Genomic DNA, 19,857 nt, shown 5'->3' with positions numbered 1-19,857 from the left:
GGTGCCCCCGTTTTCTAGGCCGACCGGCGTAGCTTGCGAAACGCGTTTTCAATCTTTTGCATCGTTCGACGGCGCCCGTTTCCGCTGAAAACATGATCGTCGGTGAATTGGTCGGCGATGTAGTTTCGCTGAACATGGGTTGGATGGACAATTTCACCTAAGGCATGTGTTGGCAAAGTTGCTTGGCCGTTGACCTTTTGCGTGTGCGTCGCTCCAACACCAAAGCCAATATTTGAAACCAAATTGACGTCCGGTATCGCCGTCAGTCCGTGATTCATCCAACAAGACAGCGTCCACGGAAAAGCCCAGCTATGGCTGTCTCCGGCGTGAACTTGGTCAAAAACTCGCGTCCAGTATTGGATTTCTCGCGCGGAATGACAAATCGTTTGCAGTTGCTGTGTATCTCGAAACGTTGGCCAGTTCGCGATCGAAAGATCAAAAAGATCCCACGCTCGCCGCCAAGTCGCCCAGCCCCAGCAATGAGGATATTTGGAAAAGTAGTAACTGGACGGAGTACGGCTATGACCTTGTTGGAAATTGTTGCCCGTCACGGCCATCACTCGCTCATCTGCTTGGTAGCGATCTAGCAGACCGTCGCAGTAGTCGAAGAACGAATCATCCGCGACACAGTCATCCTCCAAAATGATCAGACGGTCGACTTCGGCAAACGCTTGGGAGATCCCACTGCTGATCCGTCTGCCACATCCCATGTTTTGCTCGGCGTAGATTTGCGTGACGTCACATTCCCAATCGACTCCTTCAGCGATGTCACGGCTCTGCTGCACCAGACGGACTTCGCCATCGCGATTCGGCCGAGGTGCATCGCTGATCAGAAACAACCGCGACGGCTGAGCGCGGCGAATGCTTGCAAAACTATGCCGCGTCGCTTCTGGCCGATTGAAAATCACAAAGGCAACAGGCACATCAAGCATGGTAGACGCAACGATTGGGTTGAAAATAGAAAACGTGTGCTTACATCCAATCTATACAGGCATGCAAAAACGATTCACAAGCCGAATCCAGAGACTGCGGTCTCTCGCGGATGCGATTTGACCGGGGAAGCGACGTTGACGCGTTGGCTCAGGGGGCACTACAAGCGGTCTTATAGATACCGTTCTCGCGCGAATCGTCAGCAAATGCAGCTAGATTCCGCGCCCAACCCCAGTCGGAGCGTCCGATCGTGATTCGCAGATTCAAAGCATGGAAACAACGTCGGCGTGCCGCTCGGCAAGAACGGAAGCTGGCGGATCCAAATTGCTATCCGGCCGACCTAAGTCGCGACAGCGTGGAAACCATGGCGACGGTTCGACAATTCACGATGACGTCCACCGAACGGCTCAATGGGCTTTGCGAAGCAGTTCGTTATATCAATGAAACCGACATCGAAGGCGACATCGTCGAATGCGGTGTCTGGCGTGGTGGCAGCATGATGGCCATTGCCGAAATGCTAAAACGATCCGGCGACACCAGCCGCAACCTTCATCTTTTTGACACCTTCGAAGGCATGAGCGAGCCGACCGAAGCAGACGTGTCCGTCGATGGTGCGACCGCCGTCGAACAACTTGCCAGCGAAGACAAGAACGACGGCAAATCGGTGTGGTGTGTCGCGTCGCTTCAAGATGTTCAGTCGCACATGGTTCAGACCCAGTATCCCGACGATCGAATTCATTATCACGTCGGCAAAGTCGAAGACACAATTCCTGAGGCGGCACCGAACAAGATCGCACTGCTACGACTGGACACGGACTGGTACGAATCAACGGCTCACGAGATGGAACATCTGTTCTCGCGTTTGTCAGACGGCGGCGTGCTGATCATTGACGACTACGGACACTGGCAGGGAGCTCGTCGTGCGGTAGATGAGTACTTCGCCAAGCACAACATCGGCATGATGCTGCACCGGTTGGATTACACAGGGCGGATTGGAATTCACCATGCAAGAATCACCCGTGATGCACCAGGTCGCCAAGCGTCCGGCACTAACCAATCGGCTTCACCTGAGGCTGGAGAATCCCGTGAAGCTGCTTAATATTGGCTGCGGCCGCTGCTACCACAACGCGTGGACGAACATCGATTTGGTGGCCGCCACACCCGAAGTCCGCGCGTACGATCTTCGTCGTGGTTTGCCCTACCAAGACGACCAGTTTGACGGCGTTTATCACTCACACGTTTTAGAGCACCTTACGCCAGACGCTGCGGCGTCGATGCTGCGCGAATGCGCTCGCGTTTTGAAACCGGGTGGCGTGCTTCGTGTCGCTGTGCCTGACTTAGAGGGCATTGCTCGCGAGTACCTACGCACACTGCAGGCAGCCAGCGACCAATCAACACCGACCAATATCGCACGACATCGTTGGATGACGTTGGAGTTGATCGACCAAATGACAAGGCAACGCACCGGCGGATTGATGGGCCAGACGATTCGCGAACCCGGCGAGACACCCCAAGAATTCATTCGCGGTCGACTTGGCTACGAAGTCGAAGGCAATGCCAAGGTCAAGAATCACAAAACCTTGGGCATGCGTCTTTCGCGATTGCTTGCCAGTACGCGAAAGCAATTGGCTCTCACAGCCGTCACAATAATCGATGGTTCAACGGGTCGCGACGCGTACCGCGAAGGTCGTTTCCGGCAATCCGGTGAACTTCATCGCTGGATGTATGACCGCGTTTCATTAAGCAGATTGCTGACCGACATTGGCATGGACCACCCACAAGTTTGCCATGCTGACGAAAGCCGCATCGATCGCTTTGATTCCTATGGCCTGGATCGTGATGGCCAGCGAGTTCGCAAACCCGACTCGCTGTTCATGGAAGCCATCAAGGTGTCTCAAGCCGCGACGCGGTCGACGTCATCGCCATCTGCCAATGCAGCGTAGAGCTGCATGTAGTCGAACGCTTCACGAGTGGCAGCGTATTCATCAACGATCATTTGCCTTGCTGTCTGTCCAAGCTGCTGACACTGCTGCGTGTCAGAGAGCATCAAGCGCAGCTTCTGCCCCAGGTCGTCCGCGTTGCCATTCTCGGCCAGCATCCCAGACACTCCTGGTCGCACGTAGTCGGGAATCCCGCCCGCAGTGAAACCAAGAATCGGTGTGCCACATGCCATCGCTTCTAATCCCGTCAGCGGCAGGTTGTCTTCCAGTGAAGGCAAGACATAGATGTCCGCGGCGCTAAACACGGCGCGTTGCTGCTGCACACCTTTTACCATTCCGACACTGTGAATAGGTGGCAGATTGATCCCGGGAGCATTCAATTCGCCAGCACCAAAAACCAACCCCGTGACCTTTGGCATGTTTGCAACCGCAGCAAAGGCCTGCAGCATTTGCTTGCCACCCTTGCGACGGTTGTTCATGTCCATCGCGCCAAAACACACTACCTTTGCGTCGTGTGCGATGCCCAATCGATTCCGCGCTTCGATACGGTCCATTGGATGATAGACGTCTGCATCGATGCCGTAGGGAATTCGAGTAAACGACTTCGCCGACTGTAGTAGCAGACTGGATTGGGCGGATTCGATCAGCCAGCGACTTGGAGCAACGATGTGTAGATTTGCATCCGCAATCGCTGCTTGCTTTTCCAAAAAACCATGACGCGAGATATCGTTGGCGCCACCGCGCTCTAGCTGCGGACAATTGCCACAGCCAGTTCGATAGAACAAACACCCATCACTAAAGTGACAGCCGCCCGTCATCGCGCTCATGTCGTGAAGTGTCCAGACCACTGGCTGCGACGCGGGCAAAGATCCAAAAAAACTCCGGTAGTCAATGAACTTGGAAATCCAGTGCAGTTGGATGATCTCAAAGTCCCTGTCGGGATGGCCCATCGGTGGCCAGAGCGATTCAGTCGAACCGCGCGGTGTCGTAAAGATCTCCAGATCCGTGGGTCGATTGCGAAGCGCTGCTTTGAACTTTTGACGATGAAAGCGAAAGTCGATCGCGCCGGCTATTCGTTTTCCCAAACCACTTCGACTCCACTTCGTCGCGTGATAGGTCTGCCCCAGGTTTTCAGGGGCAGGATTTTTTGACGAGTAGTGAAAGTGACTATCAATCCCATTTGAGACCAGGCTTTCATGCAAGCGGCGTCCAGCAGTTGCAGCACCCCCGTCTAAATAAGTGTTGAAGTGGCTTACTCGCATCGCTCTGATTCCTTTCCCAAGTCACGCTGATCGACGCTATCCCTGGCTACCCAGTCGCCTATCATTTCCGACTATTCTAACGTGATTATGGGATCCATCGATACATCGCCATTTGCATGATCAGATCCAGCGGTGTCTTTCCTTTAGGCATTTCTGCGGAATCACAATCGGCTTGCACTTGCCGCAATTCTCGCAAGAAATCCCCCCGTGCGAGTCTGTTCCAGACACATGGATCGGCATACTGTTAGCGAGTACCTGCACACCAACGGAGAGAACGATGACTGATCAACCAACTAATGATCACCCAGCCAAACAGATTCTTCAGTCCGCCTTTGTCGGCAGCCTGGGGACACTCTCATCCGGTGGCAGCCCGTTTGTGACTCTGGTGACTGTTGCCAGTTCCTCCCCGACGCAACTGGTCATGCTGCTCAGTGGTTTGGCCAAACACACGGAGAACCTCAATTCAAACAAGCAATGCAGTCTGCTGCTGGTTCAGCCCGGCGGCGAAAACGGAAATCCGCTGGAGGGTGCCAGACTGTCCGTGGTCGGTGATGTCGTCCGACTGCCTCGGGACGCCGATGCAAAAGAACGCGAGAAATTCTTAGAGACGCATCCAGAGGCGGCAATGTATGCCGATTTCGGTGATTTTTCGATCTATCGAATGGATATCCGCGAAGCACACCTTGTCGCTGGCTTTGGGCGCATCGAAACTTTAACAGCCGACCAATTGTCGGCGTAGCGTTTACTTATCTATTCTCTGCCTATTGCTACAAGACGCATCCATGCCACAAGTTAAAGTTGCTGACAAAGTCGACAAGGATAAGATTGCACAGTTTGTTACGACGATCAAAAATGCCGAGCAACAAGTCGGCGAACACATCATCGGTGCCCTGCAGCACGAAGACACGGTCGCGGTGATCACCACCGTCATGATGGGGCCCGATGGCGAACAGCGTGTCGTATCTGCGGCGCTGAATCCGCTGCGACTGCAGCAAGTGCAAGAAATACTAGAAGCTGCGGCGGTCGAACGCGAAGAAGAAGAACCTTGCGTCGGATTCCACTGTCTGGTCAAAGCCAAACCGCCTCAAAGCTAATCGAAATGTCTAGCTGAGGCTTTGCCGTGTAAATGCGGAAACTGCAACAATCCCTGCCGGCGAAATCCTGACCAATGAATTGCCACTGACACTGGCTCAGCCTGCGCCGTGCTCATGGCTTTTTTGCACTGCGTTTTTTGGTGCGTGTTTTTTTCGCGGCGATATTCTTGGCCCGTTTCTGCGGCGCCTTGCGACGCGCGGGATCAACGGACGCTTCGTATTGCCGGATCAAGTGTTCCACCGGAATCTTACCGATCGATTGCCCAATCAACTCAAGCGGCAAATCGTCTAGCTTGCGAAAACGGATGCACGACTTGCCCATATCGAGTCTCTTGCCAGTTTTTTCCCATTGCTGGCGAAACCACTTTTCAATTTTCGCGTCGGCATACATCCCGAACAAGTAAATCGCCATGTGGTTCTTTTGCGATGCCAAGTGTGCAAAAGGCAGCGGCTGACTTGGGTCGCAGTGATAGCCCGCGGAGTACAATTTGTGCGGCACGTAGTACCCGATCATTCCATACTGCATGCCCTCTTTGTAACCGTCGGGCAGATGCTGACGAATCGTTTTACGAACCGCTTTGATCGCAGCACGCCGTTCATCGGGTAGCTCTCGCAAGTACTGTGCGACTGTCGCAGCTTTGCTTTGCATCAGAATGAAGGCCTGTCGATGGAATGGAAGCGACGCCCAACAGAGCAACTCAGCGTTGGGCAATCAATCGTCACCGATCGCCTGCCTGCTTTCCAAAAGAGCGGCAGAGTATCGAAAAAGACTGTTCGAGGTGCGCAAAAAAACACGCTCTGAATTTATATCAGAGCGTGTTGAATGTTTGGTACTTAGACCGTTTTGTTCTCTAGCACTCGCCTAGTTAGGAAAAACAGGGCTGGCAATAGGAGCTGGCTGAATAACGTTGTCGTCATCGTCGTCTGTTGTGGCCAAAATAATGCCGCCGATGCCAGCTAGAGCAGCGATGCCACCAAGCCCACCACCACCAAGCAGTCCACCGCCGCCGCCGCCATATCCACCACCGCCGCCACTGAATCCGCCACCACCACCGTAGCCTGGTGCGTAGCCGCCACCACCGCCGAATCCATCAATTGGCATGCCGTCGACGAATCCGCCGTCAACAATTCCACCGTCGATGATGCCGCCATCAACAATTCCACCGTCGATGATGGTTCCGTCGACAATCTGTCCTTCCATTGGAATGCTTTCGACATAACCAGCATCTGCGATCACTGTGCCTCCGCCGCAACCACATGGGTCGACAGGGATTCCACAACCGCAGGTTGCGACAGGTTGACCACAACCACAGGTGTTAACCGGAGCAACTGCAGCAATAGTCGTCACGGGCTGGAACACAGGTGCCACGGCAACAACCGATCCTACTGCACAGGTGTCGCAACTATTGCAAACGGGTGCAACTTGTATCGAGCACTTGCGAGCACAACGACGTGCTCGGAGTCGGCTGAATAAACCTACGTAGCGTTCGCCATCGCTGGAAACATTGTCCGAAGTCTTTAGGTCGTTTTCGTTGACCAGTTCAAAGCCCATGACGCCTAGACCTTGTGGGCCAATTGCCATCAAGGAGTAATTTCCCAATCCCAATTTTTCGATTTGAAAATCGCCAGTCGCACTAGTGACAGTGCGAGCCACTTCGGCGCCGTCTTTCAGGATGAAGACGTTAGTTGTTTGAGCGTTTGGCAGCGAAGTGCCTTCGACGCCAGCCGAGAAGATCTGTCCCAACATTCCGCCGTTGACTTGAGCCACGCGGAACGCCTCGGGAGCAGCAACTGTTTCAGCCAATTCAGGTAGTTGATTGCCCGCGATCACAGGATTGACAGCCGAGGCAGCTGGCTTGGACGAAGTAGGCAGGTACCGAACGATCGCCTCTTGCAGAGTCTTGTACTCGATCGCGGCAGCCGATACTTCGACAGCACTGGCGAACTGACCGTCTTTTGCTTGAGTGTCCGACAGAACGTGCATGGCACAGGCTGCGAAGAAGTTGCCCGAACGGGCGCTCAACGCGTAAACGCCTGGCTGAGCATCTTTGATGACAAATTCGCCTTTTGCGTTTGTCAAAGTTGCTCCCCGCAGAACCTTCCCTGATTTGTCGACGATCGCAACGTTGGCGTTAGCAACAGCGACGGACGAACCATCAGCCGAAGCGGCAACAATGCGACCAGTTAAAGTGCCTGGCTCAGCCGGCAGTACCCATTGATTGATTGTCAAATCAGCAGAAGTGACCGATTTGCTGTCCTCTGCGCCTGCTTGCGGTAAAGCAACAAGGCAAGCGGCCAGACAGAAAAGCGACATTAGACGGCTCATGCGGCGTCCTTCAATAAAATTGTGTTGTGGCAAAGACAAGATGCGTAGTTTCTAACAATTAGGCGGAAAACGTAGTTACCGCCGATATCGGTGAGCAATGTACTGATTTTGAGGCCAAAGTCCAGGTAAAAACCAATTCTTGGCCAAGACAAATACTGCACGGGAGCAATTCGCCCCGGTAGAAGGCTGGTTTGACGCATTCAGAGGACAAAAATTCCGTCCCATCACAGACCTTTCCAGATTCGGATGGTAAAAGCACCACGCACCCCCCCCTTGAAAGGTGTCTATCAAACGGTCCTTCCGAAGATAGCAGAATCGCCTATCAGCTGTCGTCGGAGCGGATTTTGGAAGCCAGATCCGCGTCGATCACGGCTGTGAGTTCGCTCTCCGGATTGATCAGCAAGCCAAAGGTCTCGGGAAGGTATTCCAACAATGTTTTGCCGTCGACCATAAATCCTTCGATCTCTTCCCCTTCTTCGAACAGCTCTTGCCCCTTCGCCCCCACGAAGTTGCCGGCAGCTTCTTCGGACGTAAATGAAACCAAGACATCATCGTCATCAACGCTGGCGGTCAGAGCACCAAAGTTTTCGTCGTCGTCCTCTTCTTCATTTTCGCTGACCCGGATCAAAACGAATTCGATTTGAAAAATCAGTTCACGAACTTCGGCAGCCTTTCGAGCGTTAATCGCATCGATCAGTTCAGATTCTATTTGCGTCGTCATATTGAATTCGTAGCCATGGGTTCAACTTCCAGCCATTACGCACAAACGTTTGTCCCACAAGGCTGCGCGGACGACAAGTCCCGCTGACCTGCCACCGTTGCCTCCAAATCGAATCGCTCTAGCGTCCCTGCCGTTTCAACGTCACGGCGGCATCGGCAACCAATCGGTCCGCGTATTGGATCAACGTTGCTTCGGCGCCTCGAAACCACTTCATGGCCGGTGCGATGTATCCCGCCGGCATGCTTTGCGACGGAAGAGAACCCTTCCACGCACTGCTAACCCAGCGACCGTGATCTTGCGAGTAACTGTACTGGCCTCCCAAAGCGCACTGTAAGTCACTTCCAAGAATGTTGGCAGTCACGTCCATAGCCGCGACAGGATCGACCTTCAGCTGTCGCGTGAGCAGATTGAGGAAGTTGGCGCCGGCCGAACTGCTGGCTGCTGCGCGGCGATACAGTTGCTCGTTCACCCAGCCTTCGACCTTGCTACCGGTCAAGTCTTCGACTCGCAGTCGGACCGTTGCCAGGTTGTCGACTTCGACCGCTTCGATAAACGGCAAGCTGGCGTGCAGTACATCTGGCTGGAACGACACGATACTGAATCCTTCATCGGTAAATCGGTACAGCCCACCTAGCAATCGAGTCATACCCGGCCCCACCACGCGGCCTCGCCCCAAGCCCAGCGGAAGCCGGTCGATCGCCCCCGGTTGCGGCCATGCACCTAAGTAACCTGGCAACGTCTGAAGCGCGCGATAGCTACTAATGACGCCATCGAACTGCTCAGGATTGGGAGGCACGGTGTCTTTGATGCCCGCAAACAAATGGGTCGGCGGGCCGATCTGTTTCGATGCGACATGAGCCTGAACGGCCACGATGTCGTCGGGCGCAAATTTCATCGCCACGCGTGTCGGCGGTCCCAGCTGCTTTCCGATCTCGCCATATTTCTCGATCGACAATGGTGCAATCTCGGCATGAATGATCAGTCGCTCGACCGACGGATCCCCGGCGACATCTTCACGTTGCACGCCGATCATGATCGGATCAATCTGCGCGAAACGCTCCGTATATTCGGCAGCGATCTTGCCATACCATTGCGATTCTTCGCTCGTAACGAACGTCAGTTCGACGTCCGCGATCGGTAGAAAGCAGCCTCGCAAACCACGTCGCGTGTCGATGACTTGATCACCCGCGGCAATCACCCCGCTCCCATCAGGTCGAACGCCGAAACCGACTGGCAAAAATCCCGAGTCGATCAATTGGTCGACACCCTGCGTCGAACGATTCGCCGAAGCTGCTGCGGTTTGTGCCAAGTGCACCAAAGCAATATCACTCTTGGCGTGAAGCCGGCGTCGCAGTTCGATCAAGTATTCCGGTGCGATCAGTCCTTGAATCATCTCCGGCGAAAAATAGGCAAACACCGTATCGGCGCGATCCACCGGCATCAGTTGCCGGGACAACTGAAACGCGTCTGTGTTGGCGAGCGACTCTTTCGTTTCGCCGACTTCCAAGAATCGACGAACCAACGTCTTGCTGTTGCTGATGCAAATGTAATCGTCGTCGACCGCCATAAACGATCGCACCGTGTTGTCCGTTTTGCTCAGCAGCGTGACAGGCTTACCGGCAATGGTGACGTCCGACAAAGTCACGGCTGGATCTGCGGTGACCGCATTGGACCGGTCATTGTTGATGGACGTCTTGAGCAAGTAAACGTTCTTGGCCTTTAAGATCACGCCAATCGAAGCACCGTCGGACACGAACAGATCACGTCCAAAGATCACTTGGTCATCAATCACGGTTGGACCAAGCATTCGTGTCAACTGATTCATTTTCATGTTCAGCTGATTCTCGACTCGCAAAGACGCTTCGTCATTGATCCCACGCAGCGTAATCATGCGTGACAAGTCACCGCCGTATTCGTCGGATAGATCACGAAACCACAAGTAGTTGGCGAACTGTCCAAACCGCAGATAAAAACACTCCGGCGGAACTCGACCGGCGATGGGTTCGATTGGTGTCCCGGCTTGCAGCGGTGGATACTCCGATTTTTTCCAAAGGGGGCCCGCTGGCAGCGGCAAGTCAGCGGTCTGATCGGATTTAAAATCGCCAGCCGCCGCTCGTCGAAAAATGGTCTCGCCGACCGCTTCGGTACCGAATAAAAGTTTCAAAGTCCCGATCACCTGGTCGTCGTCTTCCTGTTCGTCTCCCACATACCAATCGGGAAGCGGCTGTCCACTTTGGGCGGATAACATGGCGACGAGGTAGTTTTCGACCCAAGGCGGATAATCGGCCGAATCAATCTGACGTTTGGCGGCCGCACCAAAAGAAGCCCACCACTCGTTCATCAACTTGGTAGCTACCGGAGGATCGTTGGCGGGAACGATCTCGTAGACGCCAATTTCGACATTGGATTCGCTCAACCGCACTTTGAGCGGCTGGTCGCCAGCGACCAAAAATGTCACGCGGCGAGCCACCGTTTTGTGAATATCTGGTTCGCCGTCGGTGATCTCACGAATGAGATTGCCGAGCCGTCCCAGCAACCGACCGTTGCCTGGACGCGGAACGGGACGTCGCGAAGGCGGCGCGACTTTGACGCGAATATCGTTTGCGATCGGAAACATCACGCGGCCATCATCGTCGCTCACCTGCAACGGGGCCGGTGATTGTCCGGCAATCGGTGCCGCGACCGGCAATTCAATGGTTGCCACACCGAACGGCTGTCCGGTTGCTGCCGTCACGCGGACTTCCACCGCATCGGCAAACGAAACCAACGAAGCGGCGATTGCAAACGCCAGCGAAATGGACGCCTGTGAGCGAAAAAGCGGCGAGAGCTTGAGCGAGATAGAAGGGAGCATGAGCTGCATTTTTGGAGGATCGATGATCAAGCGGGGTCGCTATCGGCTGGCTCTCAGTGATAATGATCGCCTTCTTCGCCAGCGAATCAGCGAGGCGTCATTATTCATTCCTATTCACTATGCGGATAGTCAACCGTGGAAAGCCCTTCGCGCAGCGGCGTTTTTCAAGCCAGTACCGACGAGCGACTCGAGGCCTATGCCGAAAGCATCAGCTTTGATCGTCGGCTATATCGCCAAGATATTCGCGGCAGCATCGCTCATGCGCAAATGCTTTCAACCGTTGGACTGATTACCAAGGAAGAATTCGCTCAGATCCAAGACACTTTGCTACAGATTCAATCCGAACTGGATGCCGATAAGCTGCCGATTCGTTTCGAGCTTGAAGACATTCACATGCACATCGAGCAGGCTTTGATCGATCGGATCGGCGATGTCGGACGAAAACTGCACACCGCGCGCAGCCGAAACGATCAAGTCAGCACCGACGTGCGGATGTGGATTCGCGAAGCACTGGATACCGTTGACCAATGTCTGCATGATCTGCAACGGGCGTTTCTGAGTCGTTGCGAAGGCGACTTTGACATCATGCTGCCTGCATATACGCACCTGCAGCGTGCCCAGCCGGTGCTGGCATCACACTACTGGCTGGCATACATCGAAAAATTCCAACGCGATCGCGAGCGAATTGCCGATTGCCGTCGCCGAGTGAACCAATCCAGTTTGGGCATCGCCGCCGTGGCAGGAACCACACTCCCAATCGATCGCGAACAGACCGCCGCGCTGCTTGAATTTGACGGAGTGACCGCGAACAGCCTGGATACCAGCAGTGATCGCGATTTCGTTTTGGAAAGCGCATTTGTGTTGTCAGTGATCGCTTCGCACTTGAGCGGCTGGAGTGAAGAATGGATTCTCTGGAGTACCGTTGAATTTAACTTCATCAAAATCCCACAGGCTTTCTGTACCGGCAGCAGCATCATGCCACAAAAGGTCAATCCCGATACGCTGGAACTGACACGCGGCAAGTCCGCGCGAGTCATGGGCAACCTGCAAACACTGATGTTGTTGGTCAAGAATCTCCCTCTGGCATACAACCGAGATCTACAAGAAGACAAACCACCGCTGTTCGATTCATTCGACACGATCATCGCGATGCTGGAATTGGCCGCGCCGATTGTCCAAGGCAGTGTGTTGCAACGTGATTCGATCGCCAGCCGACTTGAAAAAGGCTATCTGGACGCCACCACGTTGATGGAGTGGATGATCAAAAAAGGCATGCCACAGCGCAAAGCCCATCACTTGGTAGGTGCCATCGTTGGTGAAGCGATGGAGAAAGACGTTGCGTTGAGCGATCTGTCGCTTGAATCCATGCAGGCCCACGCGCCGGAAATCGATGCCAGCGTCTTCGAATGCCTGGGCAGCGAAAACGCTGTCAACGCTTTCGTGAGCTACGGATCCACTGCCCCGACGCAAGTCAAACGCCAAATGGCGCAGTGGGCTGAACGCCTTGGGTCCTAACCGTGGATCCCTCCCGCCTGGGTTAACGTCGTCGCAAAACTGCCGGGCGGGTTCTAACCGCGGCGGCGTTCTAGCAACACCAACATGATCAGGGCCATCAGCGATCGCAGTTCGTCGTCTTCGGGAATATCGGCGAGTTTTTCGATCGTGTACTTGCCTTCCCAGACGGCTGGTTTCTTGACCAATCGCAGGACGGGCGTGCCATCGGGACGGCGGATGATGTAGCTGGGATTGATCAAGTAGACGGCGGCAAAACCAAGAATCGGAATCTCTGACAGCAGAGCTTCCAAGATCTTTTTCATCGGACTCTCTTCGCTAATCGTCATGTCGATCTGTCCGTCTTGCATGATTTCGTAGTGTGCCGACCACAGCGATCGCATGCCTTTACGACGGACCGCCCCCCAGTCATTTCCTTCGCCATCGGTGAAGTGGTAGTTCGCCGAAAAATCGAGGACCCGATCCGCTTCGATTCGAAAGATGACTTGAGAGAGATTCTGATCCGGATAGATCTCCACCTTTTCCTTCAGCTTAAACATCTTCTGCTTGATGAACATCAGCATGTTGCCGCTGGCATCGGTAGCGCTGATACGTTGTCCAAAAGCGAGCAATTTGAATCGAAGTTCGAGGGGATACTGCATTGCTGTAGTTCATGCGTTGAGAAAGGCGGAAACGAAAAAGGCCGCAGCTTGGGATCAAGCTACGGCCATGATATCGCAATCAATTGCCTTGATGTGGCAATTCAAAGAAGTGAATTTACTAGCTCTTTTTTGCAGGAGCAGCAGCAGGTGCAGCTTGTCCAGCAGCAGCTTGCTGTTGTTGTGCCAAACCTGGACGAACACGCTTGTTGATGTCCGTTTCCAAGACGCCAAAGACGCTCTCGTGACGCGCCACTGACATTTGCAGAGCAGCCAACAGACGCTTTGCAGTGTAGAAGTTGACGATGATGCGTTGCTTGACTTGGATTGGATCCTTGGGCACACCGATAGGCTGTGGGTTCAAACCAAAGTCAACGATCAGTTCTTCGGGCGAACCAGTGACGCGGCAGAAGTTGGCGTAAGTCGCCATTGCGTTTGCGTCTTCAACTTGAACCTGAACGGGCTGCGCTTGTGTTTGAGCGGCTGCGGCGGGCTCTGCAGCGGCTGCAGGTTTCTTTGCATCGGTGCTCTTCGTGGTGTCTGCCATAACTTGGTCTTACTCCGAATTGAAATTAAAAAGTGGATGGGGGTGGGAAAGGGAAATGACCAAGATACGGCTTGGTCCCTAAAGTCAGTTTCGGTGTGTGGGGTTGGACGCAGCGATTGTTTTTTTGTCTTGGAAAAAATCCCAATCCAGCACCGATTCGCCGCGATTTGTTTCGTCGTTGATCGAAAACAGCGGTGCAACTTTTCCGATCAATATCCTAACGTTTCAATGGGGGGTCGCAATGCAAAGTCGCCTCACGTAGTTCATATTTCGTTATCAATGCCGACCTAATCGTTAAAACGCGAAAGATGCGTAAACTGTCACTAGAACTCGAAGTTAAACGTCTTGGCTATCACGCGCCAAAGTCGGTTGCCTAGCGACATTGGGTCGACATGAATCTTGGCCGAACCTCGGTAGCCAGGTTTCATCGGTATCTCAGACGCTTCCAACGGAACGCGCGCTTGATAGGTCACGCTTCGTGGTTTGATCATGCCGGTGGTTGGGTCAATTTCGGTTTGCAAATCACCGCCGGTTTGGCTGGACAGCGATGACGAAGCCGCACCGATCGGCTCTTGTGATTTTTCGCCAATCACACCGGAAAAGGTTTTCAGCCGTCGCGAATCAAGTTTCAAATCGACGTCCTGACCTTCACGCACCAATTGCACATCACCCTGGTCGATCATCAGCACAGCTTCGACGGCATCTTTGCTGCCGATTTCGCAGATCAGATCGTCCGCTGTCAGCATGGCTCCGCGATTGCGTTCTTCCAAAGGTGAACCTGTCCAAGACGGCAACCGATCGTCCCCTGTTTTTTGACTCTTTCGCTCGGGAGGTGGGATTACAAATCCAGCCCGAGTCGCTCGGACCGTCAGTCGATCGAGGTCCTCTTGCGTCTTGGCTTTCAATTGCCGAATGGACTCGATCAGCTCCTGCTGGGCTTCAAACTGTGCACTCAACGAACGGTTGCGTGCGACACGCGACGACAGGTTTTTTAACTGCAACTGAGCCACTTCTTCTTCGCCGTCCAAGTCCGCCATGCGAATCTCTAGATCCTGATTTCGCAGCACGGCAATCGTGTCGCCTTTTTGGACCTGCGCACCTGGCACGGTCGTCAACTGAATCTGTCCTGGCGCCCCAGCGTAGACACGCCCGACTTCGCTGGACTGGATCTCAAAAGCACAATCAATGTGGTGGGGAAGCGGGATATAGCACACGGCCGCGATCACAGAGGCAGCCACGGCCAGCGTGATCATCAATGGCACACGTTTCACTTTCGACAGTCTCCCAGGAGTACGACAAAATTTCCAAGTTTGAATCACCGGCTGAGCGACTAGACCAGCAAAACCAACGACGGCGACCATTCGCCCGATTGCTTGCAGACCGTAGGGCTCCAACACCTTGATCACAAACCAACAGATCGAAAACACGACCACCCAGCGGTAGATCACACTAGCGATCGTAAACGCACCGAACCAAACTTTGCCACGAGTCGGCAAAAATGGATCGTCTTGCAGCTCCAAACCCAAACAGGTTTGTTGAAACCAACGCTTCAAAACTTCGGTACTCTTTTGACGCAAGTTGGGAATTTCCAACATGTCCATCAAGATGTAGTAGCCGTCAAATCGAAGCAGCGGGTTGCCGTTGACCAAAACGGTGCTGACAACGTTTAAGAACATCATGTTCAAACACAGGTCGTTAAGCGTCGTGCCGCTTTCGGTGAACCACCAAACGTAGGCAGCCATCGATGCCAAGATCATTTCGACATAGATCCCCGCTGCACCAATCCATACACGTTTCCACTTATTGGGCAACATCCATGAATCGGACACGTTGCAGTACAAGCAAGGTGTGAACACCAGCAGCATGAAGCCGATTTCGTGGCACTCGCCGCCGAACTTTTTACAGCTCAAACCGTGCCCAAATTCGTGCAGCACTTTGACGATCGCCATTGTGACCGCCAGAATCAGCCAGCGGTCAGCGGCAAAGAACTGCTGGAAGGTCGGTAGTTTTGCGTAGACGCTTTCGTACTGGCTAGCCAACAGCAACGTCGACGAACCTAGCAAAGTGATAAAGAACAGCAGCGCCGGTACGGTGAAAACCCAGCCCAACCACGGCAAGATGCCGTTGAGTATTTTCTCTGGGTCGAACCCACGAAATCGCAAGGCAAACACATTCGTGAACTTGCCCATCACTTCTTTGTTTTTCTTCAGTCGACCGCGTTCGCGGAGCGCTTTGCCTTGGCCAGGCGAATTGCTGATCACCAGTCCGCTACGGTGCAACATTCCGATGAACTGCTGCAAGTCGCCGAAGGTGATTTTCTGCGGCGCGAATCGCTGTTCAAATCCGTCTTTGATCTGTTGCAAACTGACATGCCCATCGAGCATGTTCAGGATGTAAAACTCTTCGTCATGAAACCGAAAGTACTGAAGCCCCACCGGTTCTTTGACCACCCAATAGCCTTCACCCTGATAACGGTGACGACTGGATGTTAAATCCGGGCGTTTGCGCACCGTCAGCGCTCGTGAGGAGCTGCTAACAAGGGATTCGGCAAGAGTTGCCATGGGATGTAAAAATTCGCGATTCGAGGTTCAATCATCGCCCTCTCACCTGGAGGGCCTACCATTGGGGTTCATGCTCTGCGTGGAAGAGCGAACGGTTTAAAACACGGAATTGTCGGGACCGTTGCCGGCTGTGATCGTGATCTCCGCTCGCATCCCTGGGCGAAGCAACCAGTCTTCACCGACGGGAGTGTTGGGAATCTCGACCCAGATGCGGTATCGATTGTTCAAATCGATTTCGCTACTGACGTAGGCAATCTTGGAATCGATTCGATGGGGCTTGCTGGAATCCGAACTGTGGTAAACCTCGACCGTGACGGGCAAACCTTTCATGACTCGGCCCGAAAAACGCAGCGCGTCGATATCGCCGATGACTTTTAGTCTGTCCATCTGAACCAGTGTTGCGATGGGGCTGCCTGGCTGAACCCATTGCCCAAGCTGGGCTTCGCGTTTTTCGATGAAGCCGTCAAACGGAGCACGGATTTCGCGTCGTTGCACTTCGTCTTCGGCCAAACGCAACTCAGCACGTTTTGCGAAGTAGTCGACCTTGGACATCTTCTTTTGGCGTTCGGCCAAATCGATTTTCAGGATCCCACGCTCGGCTTCGAGTCGTTTCTTTTGAAGCTCCAAGAATGGGGTCGCTCCCTGCTTGTGCAGATCTTCGTACGCCTTGGCCTCGGTGCGTGCAATCTTCTCGCTGTTGATGGCATCCTTCAGATTGATGTCATTGGTGGCTTCCATCAAAGCCCTTTCCTCTTCGGCTTTTTTGACATCCAGTGCCAGCTTGGCTTGGCTGTCATCGACGGTGGCGATCAAATCGTCTTTTTTGACGGTCATGCCTTCTTCGATTTTGATCACGTTGAGTGCGCCCTGAACTTCGGCAGGGATGTCAACTTTATTGATGTAGCCAACCATGGCGTTTTCCGCCTGAATACTCTCGTTGGAACCAGGCGAGCGTCCTTCTTGGGCTGCTGCGTCATTGACGCCCGATAGCAGGGCCAATGGGGCAACGGCCAACATGGCGACAGCGATTGCCGGCGGTGCCATGCGAAAGATTGAAAAGTAAGTCATAACGGGAACTTTCATTTTGAATGGGGGTCTTGATCCATGAGCGAACGAACTTGGTGGTTCGCTCACAACGCAGCTCTTCCTTCTTAGAAAAAGAACTTGTGCAACCACTCTTCGATCTCGTGGAAGAACACGAACCCGCTGGACGCGCGTCCGCAGTGAACTTTGGCGATGACGCCGGTTCCCGCTCGTGGTTTCAATTTCTGCAACTCAGCTTGAGTCGGAACCGCGTGCATTTTGATAATCGCACCATGCTCTTCGTGCGGCTCGGCGCGGTCCGAAATGCTCTTCATGTCCAGCTTCGCATCCAAATCGACGTCTGGGTCCGTTGCCAAAATGAACGTCACATCAAGGACGTTAGGTTTATTTTCGACGATGTACTCGTCCAAGTGGCCTTCGCGTTTTTCAGGCAGCTCCAAATCCAAGAAGAAATCCTTGCTGAGATCCGCGACTTCCAACAGAACTTGGCCGGTCATGATGGGGCGCGAATGCAGTGTTTTTTCGACGTCCCACGATGTCACGACACCATTGATCGGCGAAACAATTTCCAGCTGCTGTTTTCGCTCTTCTTGCATTTTCAGTTTGCGATCAAGCACTTCCAGCTTTTTCTCCAGCTCGTTCTTTTGCCCCGCCAGGGCGACTTTGTCTGCTGGATCAACCTGACGCGATCGCAGCTTGCCCAATGTGCTGACCAACTCTGCTTTGGTTGTATAGATCTGCCCCAGCAAGTCGGTGATTTGATATTCGATTTCGCGGTTTCTTAGCGTTACCAAAGGGTCACCAATTTTGACCGTGTCATTGTGGTCGACGTGAACCTTCATGACTTCGCCGTCGATGGCCGCGAAAATCTGTTGACGTGCGAGAGGCTGCAGGGTGCCTTCGGCTTCCAACGTAAAGTCTTTTTGAATGAAGACTAGGCCGCAGATCACCGCGGCAATCAACGCCAGAATGCCCAGCGTTTTGGGAAGCGTGCGGGCACGAATCATCCAAGTTGCGTGTCCCAAAGTCCGCCAGACTGGCATCAGGAACAAATTGGTGTGCGCTCGTGAGTTTGCGATCGCGCGAGTGCCGTGCTCGTAAACCAAATTGCAACGGTCCCGGAAAATATCGGCCGGAATATCGGATTCGATTTGTTCGATGATCAACGCACCGATGACTTCACCGCGGTGCGCGTTGTCGCGATCAATCTCGCCGGCGGCTCCGGTCTCTTTGTCTTGGCCTAGTCGTCGTTCGGGTTCGTGCAGTGGCAGCACTGCGATGTTTCGACCGTACGATTGGTCAACGTAGTCTTCCAAGGCTTCTTCGATTTGCGGCGGCAAGTCTTCGGTGTTGCCGTCATGCCAAAGCGGCTCGCCGGCTGCAACGACTCGCGTGGCCAGTCGATTCAGCGACGATATAATGTTGGAACGATTTTCGATCGTGTCCTGTCCGCTGACGGCTTGGACTTTGCAACTACGGCCTTTCTTAATTGCCACACTGACTCGGTCACAACCAATCAGTCGGCGGCCTTCGTTGGCCACGATGTAGGCGGTTTCTTTCAGATCCAGTGACTCGTGTGTCGCACGCGCGAACGAGTCGGCTTGCTGCCAGAGCGATTGACGATCGCCCAGCGTTCGCAGTTTTTGACCTTTGAGCCATTCCGCTGCCAGGCCGCACATCTGTTCGACAAAACGCAAGTAACCGCGCTGAGTATCGGGCGCCGTGTCGGGACGCTGAAAGACTTCGATCAGTCCGTCTTTTTGGCCGTCATGCGAAAGTGACCCAAGAACCAGCAAGTAACGCGTCGGGTTGCCTTCGGCGTCGCCATCGGTAGTTCCACTGTACGGCGGAACCAAAAGTGATTGTCCGCTATTGGCCACACGCTGAATCAAACGAGTGTGGCGAGTCCCATCATCGGTGTCCGCGGCCAAGATCGATGGTTCCGCATTGATCTGATACTGCAGTCGCAACTGGTGGTCGTCGTCAAGCAACCAAATCGCTCCGCCCGCCGCAGCCAAAGCAGTGATGATTCGCGAAAGCAACTCAGGATAGAACTCTTCGGCGGTGGTCTCTGACTTTGCCAAAGTGGCAATTTCATTGACCAAGCCGCGAATCTGTGCCTTGGTTTCTTCGACGCTTTGTTGATTGACCGACATGCGCGATTGATTCTGAGAGCGGGTTTGGACGGGAGAAGAAGGCTGAATGGAATTCTGTTCGCATCAATCCGGGTTGATAGTGCGGACGATTTGATTCCGAAGCGAACCGTCGTGTTCCGGTGAAGGTTCTGACGGCTGCGTGGCTTTTGTCAGTTGCTTAGTACTCAAAAGCCGGAATCGAACGCCAGCCCTAGACAGCTTATACAAATTGTATAAACTCGTCCATACTGTTCCCTCGATATTTTTCGCGCGTCGCTCCCCATCGCGATCCGCCG

16 protein-coding genes are annotated in these 19,857 nt (G+C 53.8%); 5 read left to right on the top strand and 11 right to left on the bottom strand.

Annotation, left to right across the window (positions count from 1 at the left end):
• Positions 1-14 precede the first annotated feature (14 nt).
• The gene (locus K239x_RS01430; RefSeq protein WP_145415913.1) at positions 15-932 is read right to left on the bottom strand and encodes a glycosyltransferase family 2 protein; all 918 of its coding nucleotides are present in this window, start codon (positions 930-932) and stop codon (positions 15-17) included.
• A 248-nt stretch (positions 933-1,180) separates the two neighbouring features.
• On the opposite strand from K239x_RS01430, the gene K239x_RS01425 reads away from it, so the two are divergent.
• Positions 1,181-2,029, top strand: coding sequence for a TylF/MycF/NovP-related O-methyltransferase (locus K239x_RS01425; protein WP_145415912.1), 849 nt, complete (start codon positions 1,181-1,183; stop codon positions 2,027-2,029).
• The gene (locus tag K239x_RS01420) at positions 1,935-2,873 is read left to right on the top strand and encodes a class I SAM-dependent methyltransferase (RefSeq protein ID WP_145415911.1); all 939 of its coding nucleotides are present in this window, start codon (positions 1,935-1,937) and stop codon (positions 2,871-2,873) included. Before K239x_RS01425 ends, K239x_RS01420 begins: the two co-directional genes overlap by 95 nt.
• On the opposite strand, the gene K239x_RS01415 is transcribed toward K239x_RS01420, so the two are convergent.
• A complete protein-coding gene (locus K239x_RS01415) occupies positions 2,825-3,955 on the bottom strand; it encodes a glycosyltransferase (protein ID WP_419189546.1) in 1,131 nt (376 codons plus the stop codon). The two genes, K239x_RS01420 and K239x_RS01415, sit on opposite strands and share 49 nt — an antisense overlap.
• Positions 3,956-4,409: 454 nt before the next feature.
• On the opposite strand from K239x_RS01415, the gene K239x_RS01410 reads away from it, so the two are divergent.
• Both K239x_RS01410 and K239x_RS01405 read left to right on the top strand, forming a co-directional pair.
• Positions 4,410-4,871: a HugZ family pyridoxamine 5'-phosphate oxidase gene (locus tag K239x_RS01410; protein WP_145415909.1), complete on the top strand. Its 462-nt coding sequence runs from the start codon at positions 4,410-4,412 to the stop codon at positions 4,869-4,871.
• 43 nt (positions 4,872-4,914) lie between these two features.
• Positions 4,915-5,226, top strand: a complete 312-nt coding sequence (locus tag K239x_RS01405; RefSeq protein ID WP_419189545.1) for a hypothetical protein — start codon at positions 4,915-4,917, stop codon at positions 5,224-5,226.
• Between the two features lie 112 nt (positions 5,227-5,338).
• On the opposite strand, the gene K239x_RS01400 is transcribed toward K239x_RS01405, so the two are convergent.
• The 4 genes from K239x_RS01400 to K239x_RS01385 all read right to left on the bottom strand — a co-directional run bounded on the left by K239x_RS01400 (position 5,339) and on the right by K239x_RS01385 (position 11,124).
• On the bottom strand, positions 5,339-5,875 hold the full coding sequence (locus K239x_RS01400) for a DUF1801 domain-containing protein (RefSeq protein ID WP_145415908.1): 537 nt from the start codon (positions 5,873-5,875) through the stop codon (positions 5,339-5,341).
• A 213-nt stretch (positions 5,876-6,088) separates the two neighbouring features.
• A complete protein-coding gene (locus K239x_RS28200; RefSeq protein WP_419189544.1) occupies positions 6,089-7,552 on the bottom strand; it encodes a carboxypeptidase-like regulatory domain-containing protein in 1,464 nt (487 codons plus the stop codon).
• Between the two features lie 322 nt (positions 7,553-7,874).
• Positions 7,875-8,273, bottom strand: a complete 399-nt coding sequence (locus K239x_RS01390; protein ID WP_145415907.1) for an SseB family protein — start codon at positions 8,271-8,273, stop codon at positions 7,875-7,877.
• Positions 8,274-8,391: 118 nt separating this feature from the next.
• Positions 8,392-11,124: a hypothetical protein gene (locus K239x_RS01385; RefSeq protein ID WP_145415906.1), complete on the bottom strand. Its 2,733-nt coding sequence runs from the start codon at positions 11,122-11,124 to the stop codon at positions 8,392-8,394.
• 135 nt (positions 11,125-11,259) lie between these two features.
• On the opposite strand from K239x_RS01385, the gene argH reads away from it, so the two are divergent.
• Positions 11,260-12,639 carry an argininosuccinate lyase gene (gene argH, locus K239x_RS01380; protein WP_145415905.1) on the top strand — a complete coding sequence of 460 codons (1,380 nt, stop codon included), beginning with the start codon at positions 11,260-11,262 and terminating at the stop codon, positions 12,637-12,639.
• A gap of 53 nt (positions 12,640-12,692) precedes the next feature.
• Here argH and K239x_RS01375 read toward each other — a convergent pair whose 3' ends face one another.
• The 5 genes from K239x_RS01375 to K239x_RS01355 all read right to left on the bottom strand — a co-directional run bounded on the left by K239x_RS01375 (position 12,693) and on the right by K239x_RS01355 (position 19,582).
• A complete protein-coding gene (locus K239x_RS01375) occupies positions 12,693-13,277 on the bottom strand; it encodes an LURP-one-related family protein (protein ID WP_145415904.1) in 585 nt (194 codons plus the stop codon).
• A gap of 118 nt (positions 13,278-13,395) precedes the next feature.
• Positions 13,396-13,821, bottom strand: a complete 426-nt coding sequence (locus K239x_RS01370; RefSeq protein WP_145415903.1) for a DUF3467 domain-containing protein — start codon at positions 13,819-13,821, stop codon at positions 13,396-13,398.
• Between the two features lie 323 nt (positions 13,822-14,144).
• Positions 14,145-16,382, bottom strand: a complete 2,238-nt coding sequence (locus K239x_RS01365; RefSeq protein ID WP_419189543.1) for a hemolysin D — start codon at positions 16,380-16,382, stop codon at positions 14,145-14,147.
• Positions 16,383-16,478: 96 nt separating this feature from the next.
• Positions 16,479-17,465, bottom strand: coding sequence for an efflux RND transporter periplasmic adaptor subunit (locus tag K239x_RS01360; protein WP_419189542.1), 987 nt, complete (start codon positions 17,463-17,465; stop codon positions 16,479-16,481).
• Positions 17,466-17,533: 68 nt separating this feature from the next.
• On the bottom strand, positions 17,534-19,582 hold the full coding sequence (locus K239x_RS01355) for an efflux RND transporter periplasmic adaptor subunit (protein WP_145415902.1): 2,049 nt from the start codon (positions 19,580-19,582) through the stop codon (positions 17,534-17,536).
• Positions 19,583-19,857 lie beyond the last annotated feature (275 nt).

Origin of the sequence: Stieleria marina (assembly GCA_007741555.1) — a bacterium.
GTDB lineage: Bacteria > Planctomycetota > Planctomycetia > Pirellulales > Pirellulaceae > K23-9.
This window is presented reverse-complemented; position numbering and strand designations above follow the sequence as displayed.

Excerpts from the sequence above, each read along its gene's own strand:
- K239x_RS01410 (WP_145415909.1), top strand. The coding sequence starts at position 4,410 with ATGACTGATCAACCAACTAATGATCACCCAGCCAAACAGATTCTTCAG.
- K239x_RS01420 (WP_145415911.1), top strand. The coding sequence starts at position 1,935 with ATGCAAGAATCACCCGTGATGCACCAGGTCGCCAAGCGTCCGGCACTA.
- K239x_RS01390 (WP_145415907.1), bottom strand. The coding sequence starts at position 8,273 with ATGACGACGCAAATAGAATCTGAACTGATCGATGCGATTAACGCTCGA.
- K239x_RS01370 (WP_145415903.1), bottom strand. The coding sequence starts at position 13,821 with ATGGCAGACACCACGAAGAGCACCGATGCAAAGAAACCTGCAGCCGCT.
- K239x_RS01405 (WP_419189545.1), top strand. The coding sequence starts at position 4,915 with ATGCCACAAGTTAAAGTTGCTGACAAAGTCGACAAGGATAAGATTGCA.
- K239x_RS01375 (WP_145415904.1), bottom strand. The coding sequence starts at position 13,277 with ATGCAGTATCCCCTCGAACTTCGATTCAAATTGCTCGCTTTTGGACAA.
- K239x_RS01360 (WP_419189542.1), bottom strand. The coding sequence starts at position 17,465 with ATGAAAGTTCCCGTTATGACTTACTTTTCAATCTTTCGCATGGCACCG.
- K239x_RS01400 (WP_145415908.1), bottom strand. The coding sequence starts at position 5,875 with ATGCAAAGCAAAGCTGCGACAGTCGCACAGTACTTGCGAGAGCTACCC.
- K239x_RS01430 (WP_145415913.1), bottom strand. The coding sequence starts at position 932 with ATGCTTGATGTGCCTGTTGCCTTTGTGATTTTCAATCGGCCAGAAGCG.
- K239x_RS28200 (WP_419189544.1), bottom strand. The coding sequence starts at position 7,552 with ATGAGCCGTCTAATGTCGCTTTTCTGTCTGGCCGCTTGCCTTGTTGCT.
- K239x_RS01355 (WP_145415902.1), bottom strand. The coding sequence starts at position 19,582 with ATGTCGGTCAATCAACAAAGCGTCGAAGAAACCAAGGCACAGATTCGC.
- K239x_RS01385 (WP_145415906.1), bottom strand. The coding sequence starts at position 11,124 with ATGCTCCCTTCTATCTCGCTCAAGCTCTCGCCGCTTTTTCGCTCACAG.
- K239x_RS01365 (WP_419189543.1), bottom strand. The coding sequence starts at position 16,382 with ATGGCAACTCTTGCCGAATCCCTTGTTAGCAGCTCCTCACGAGCGCTG.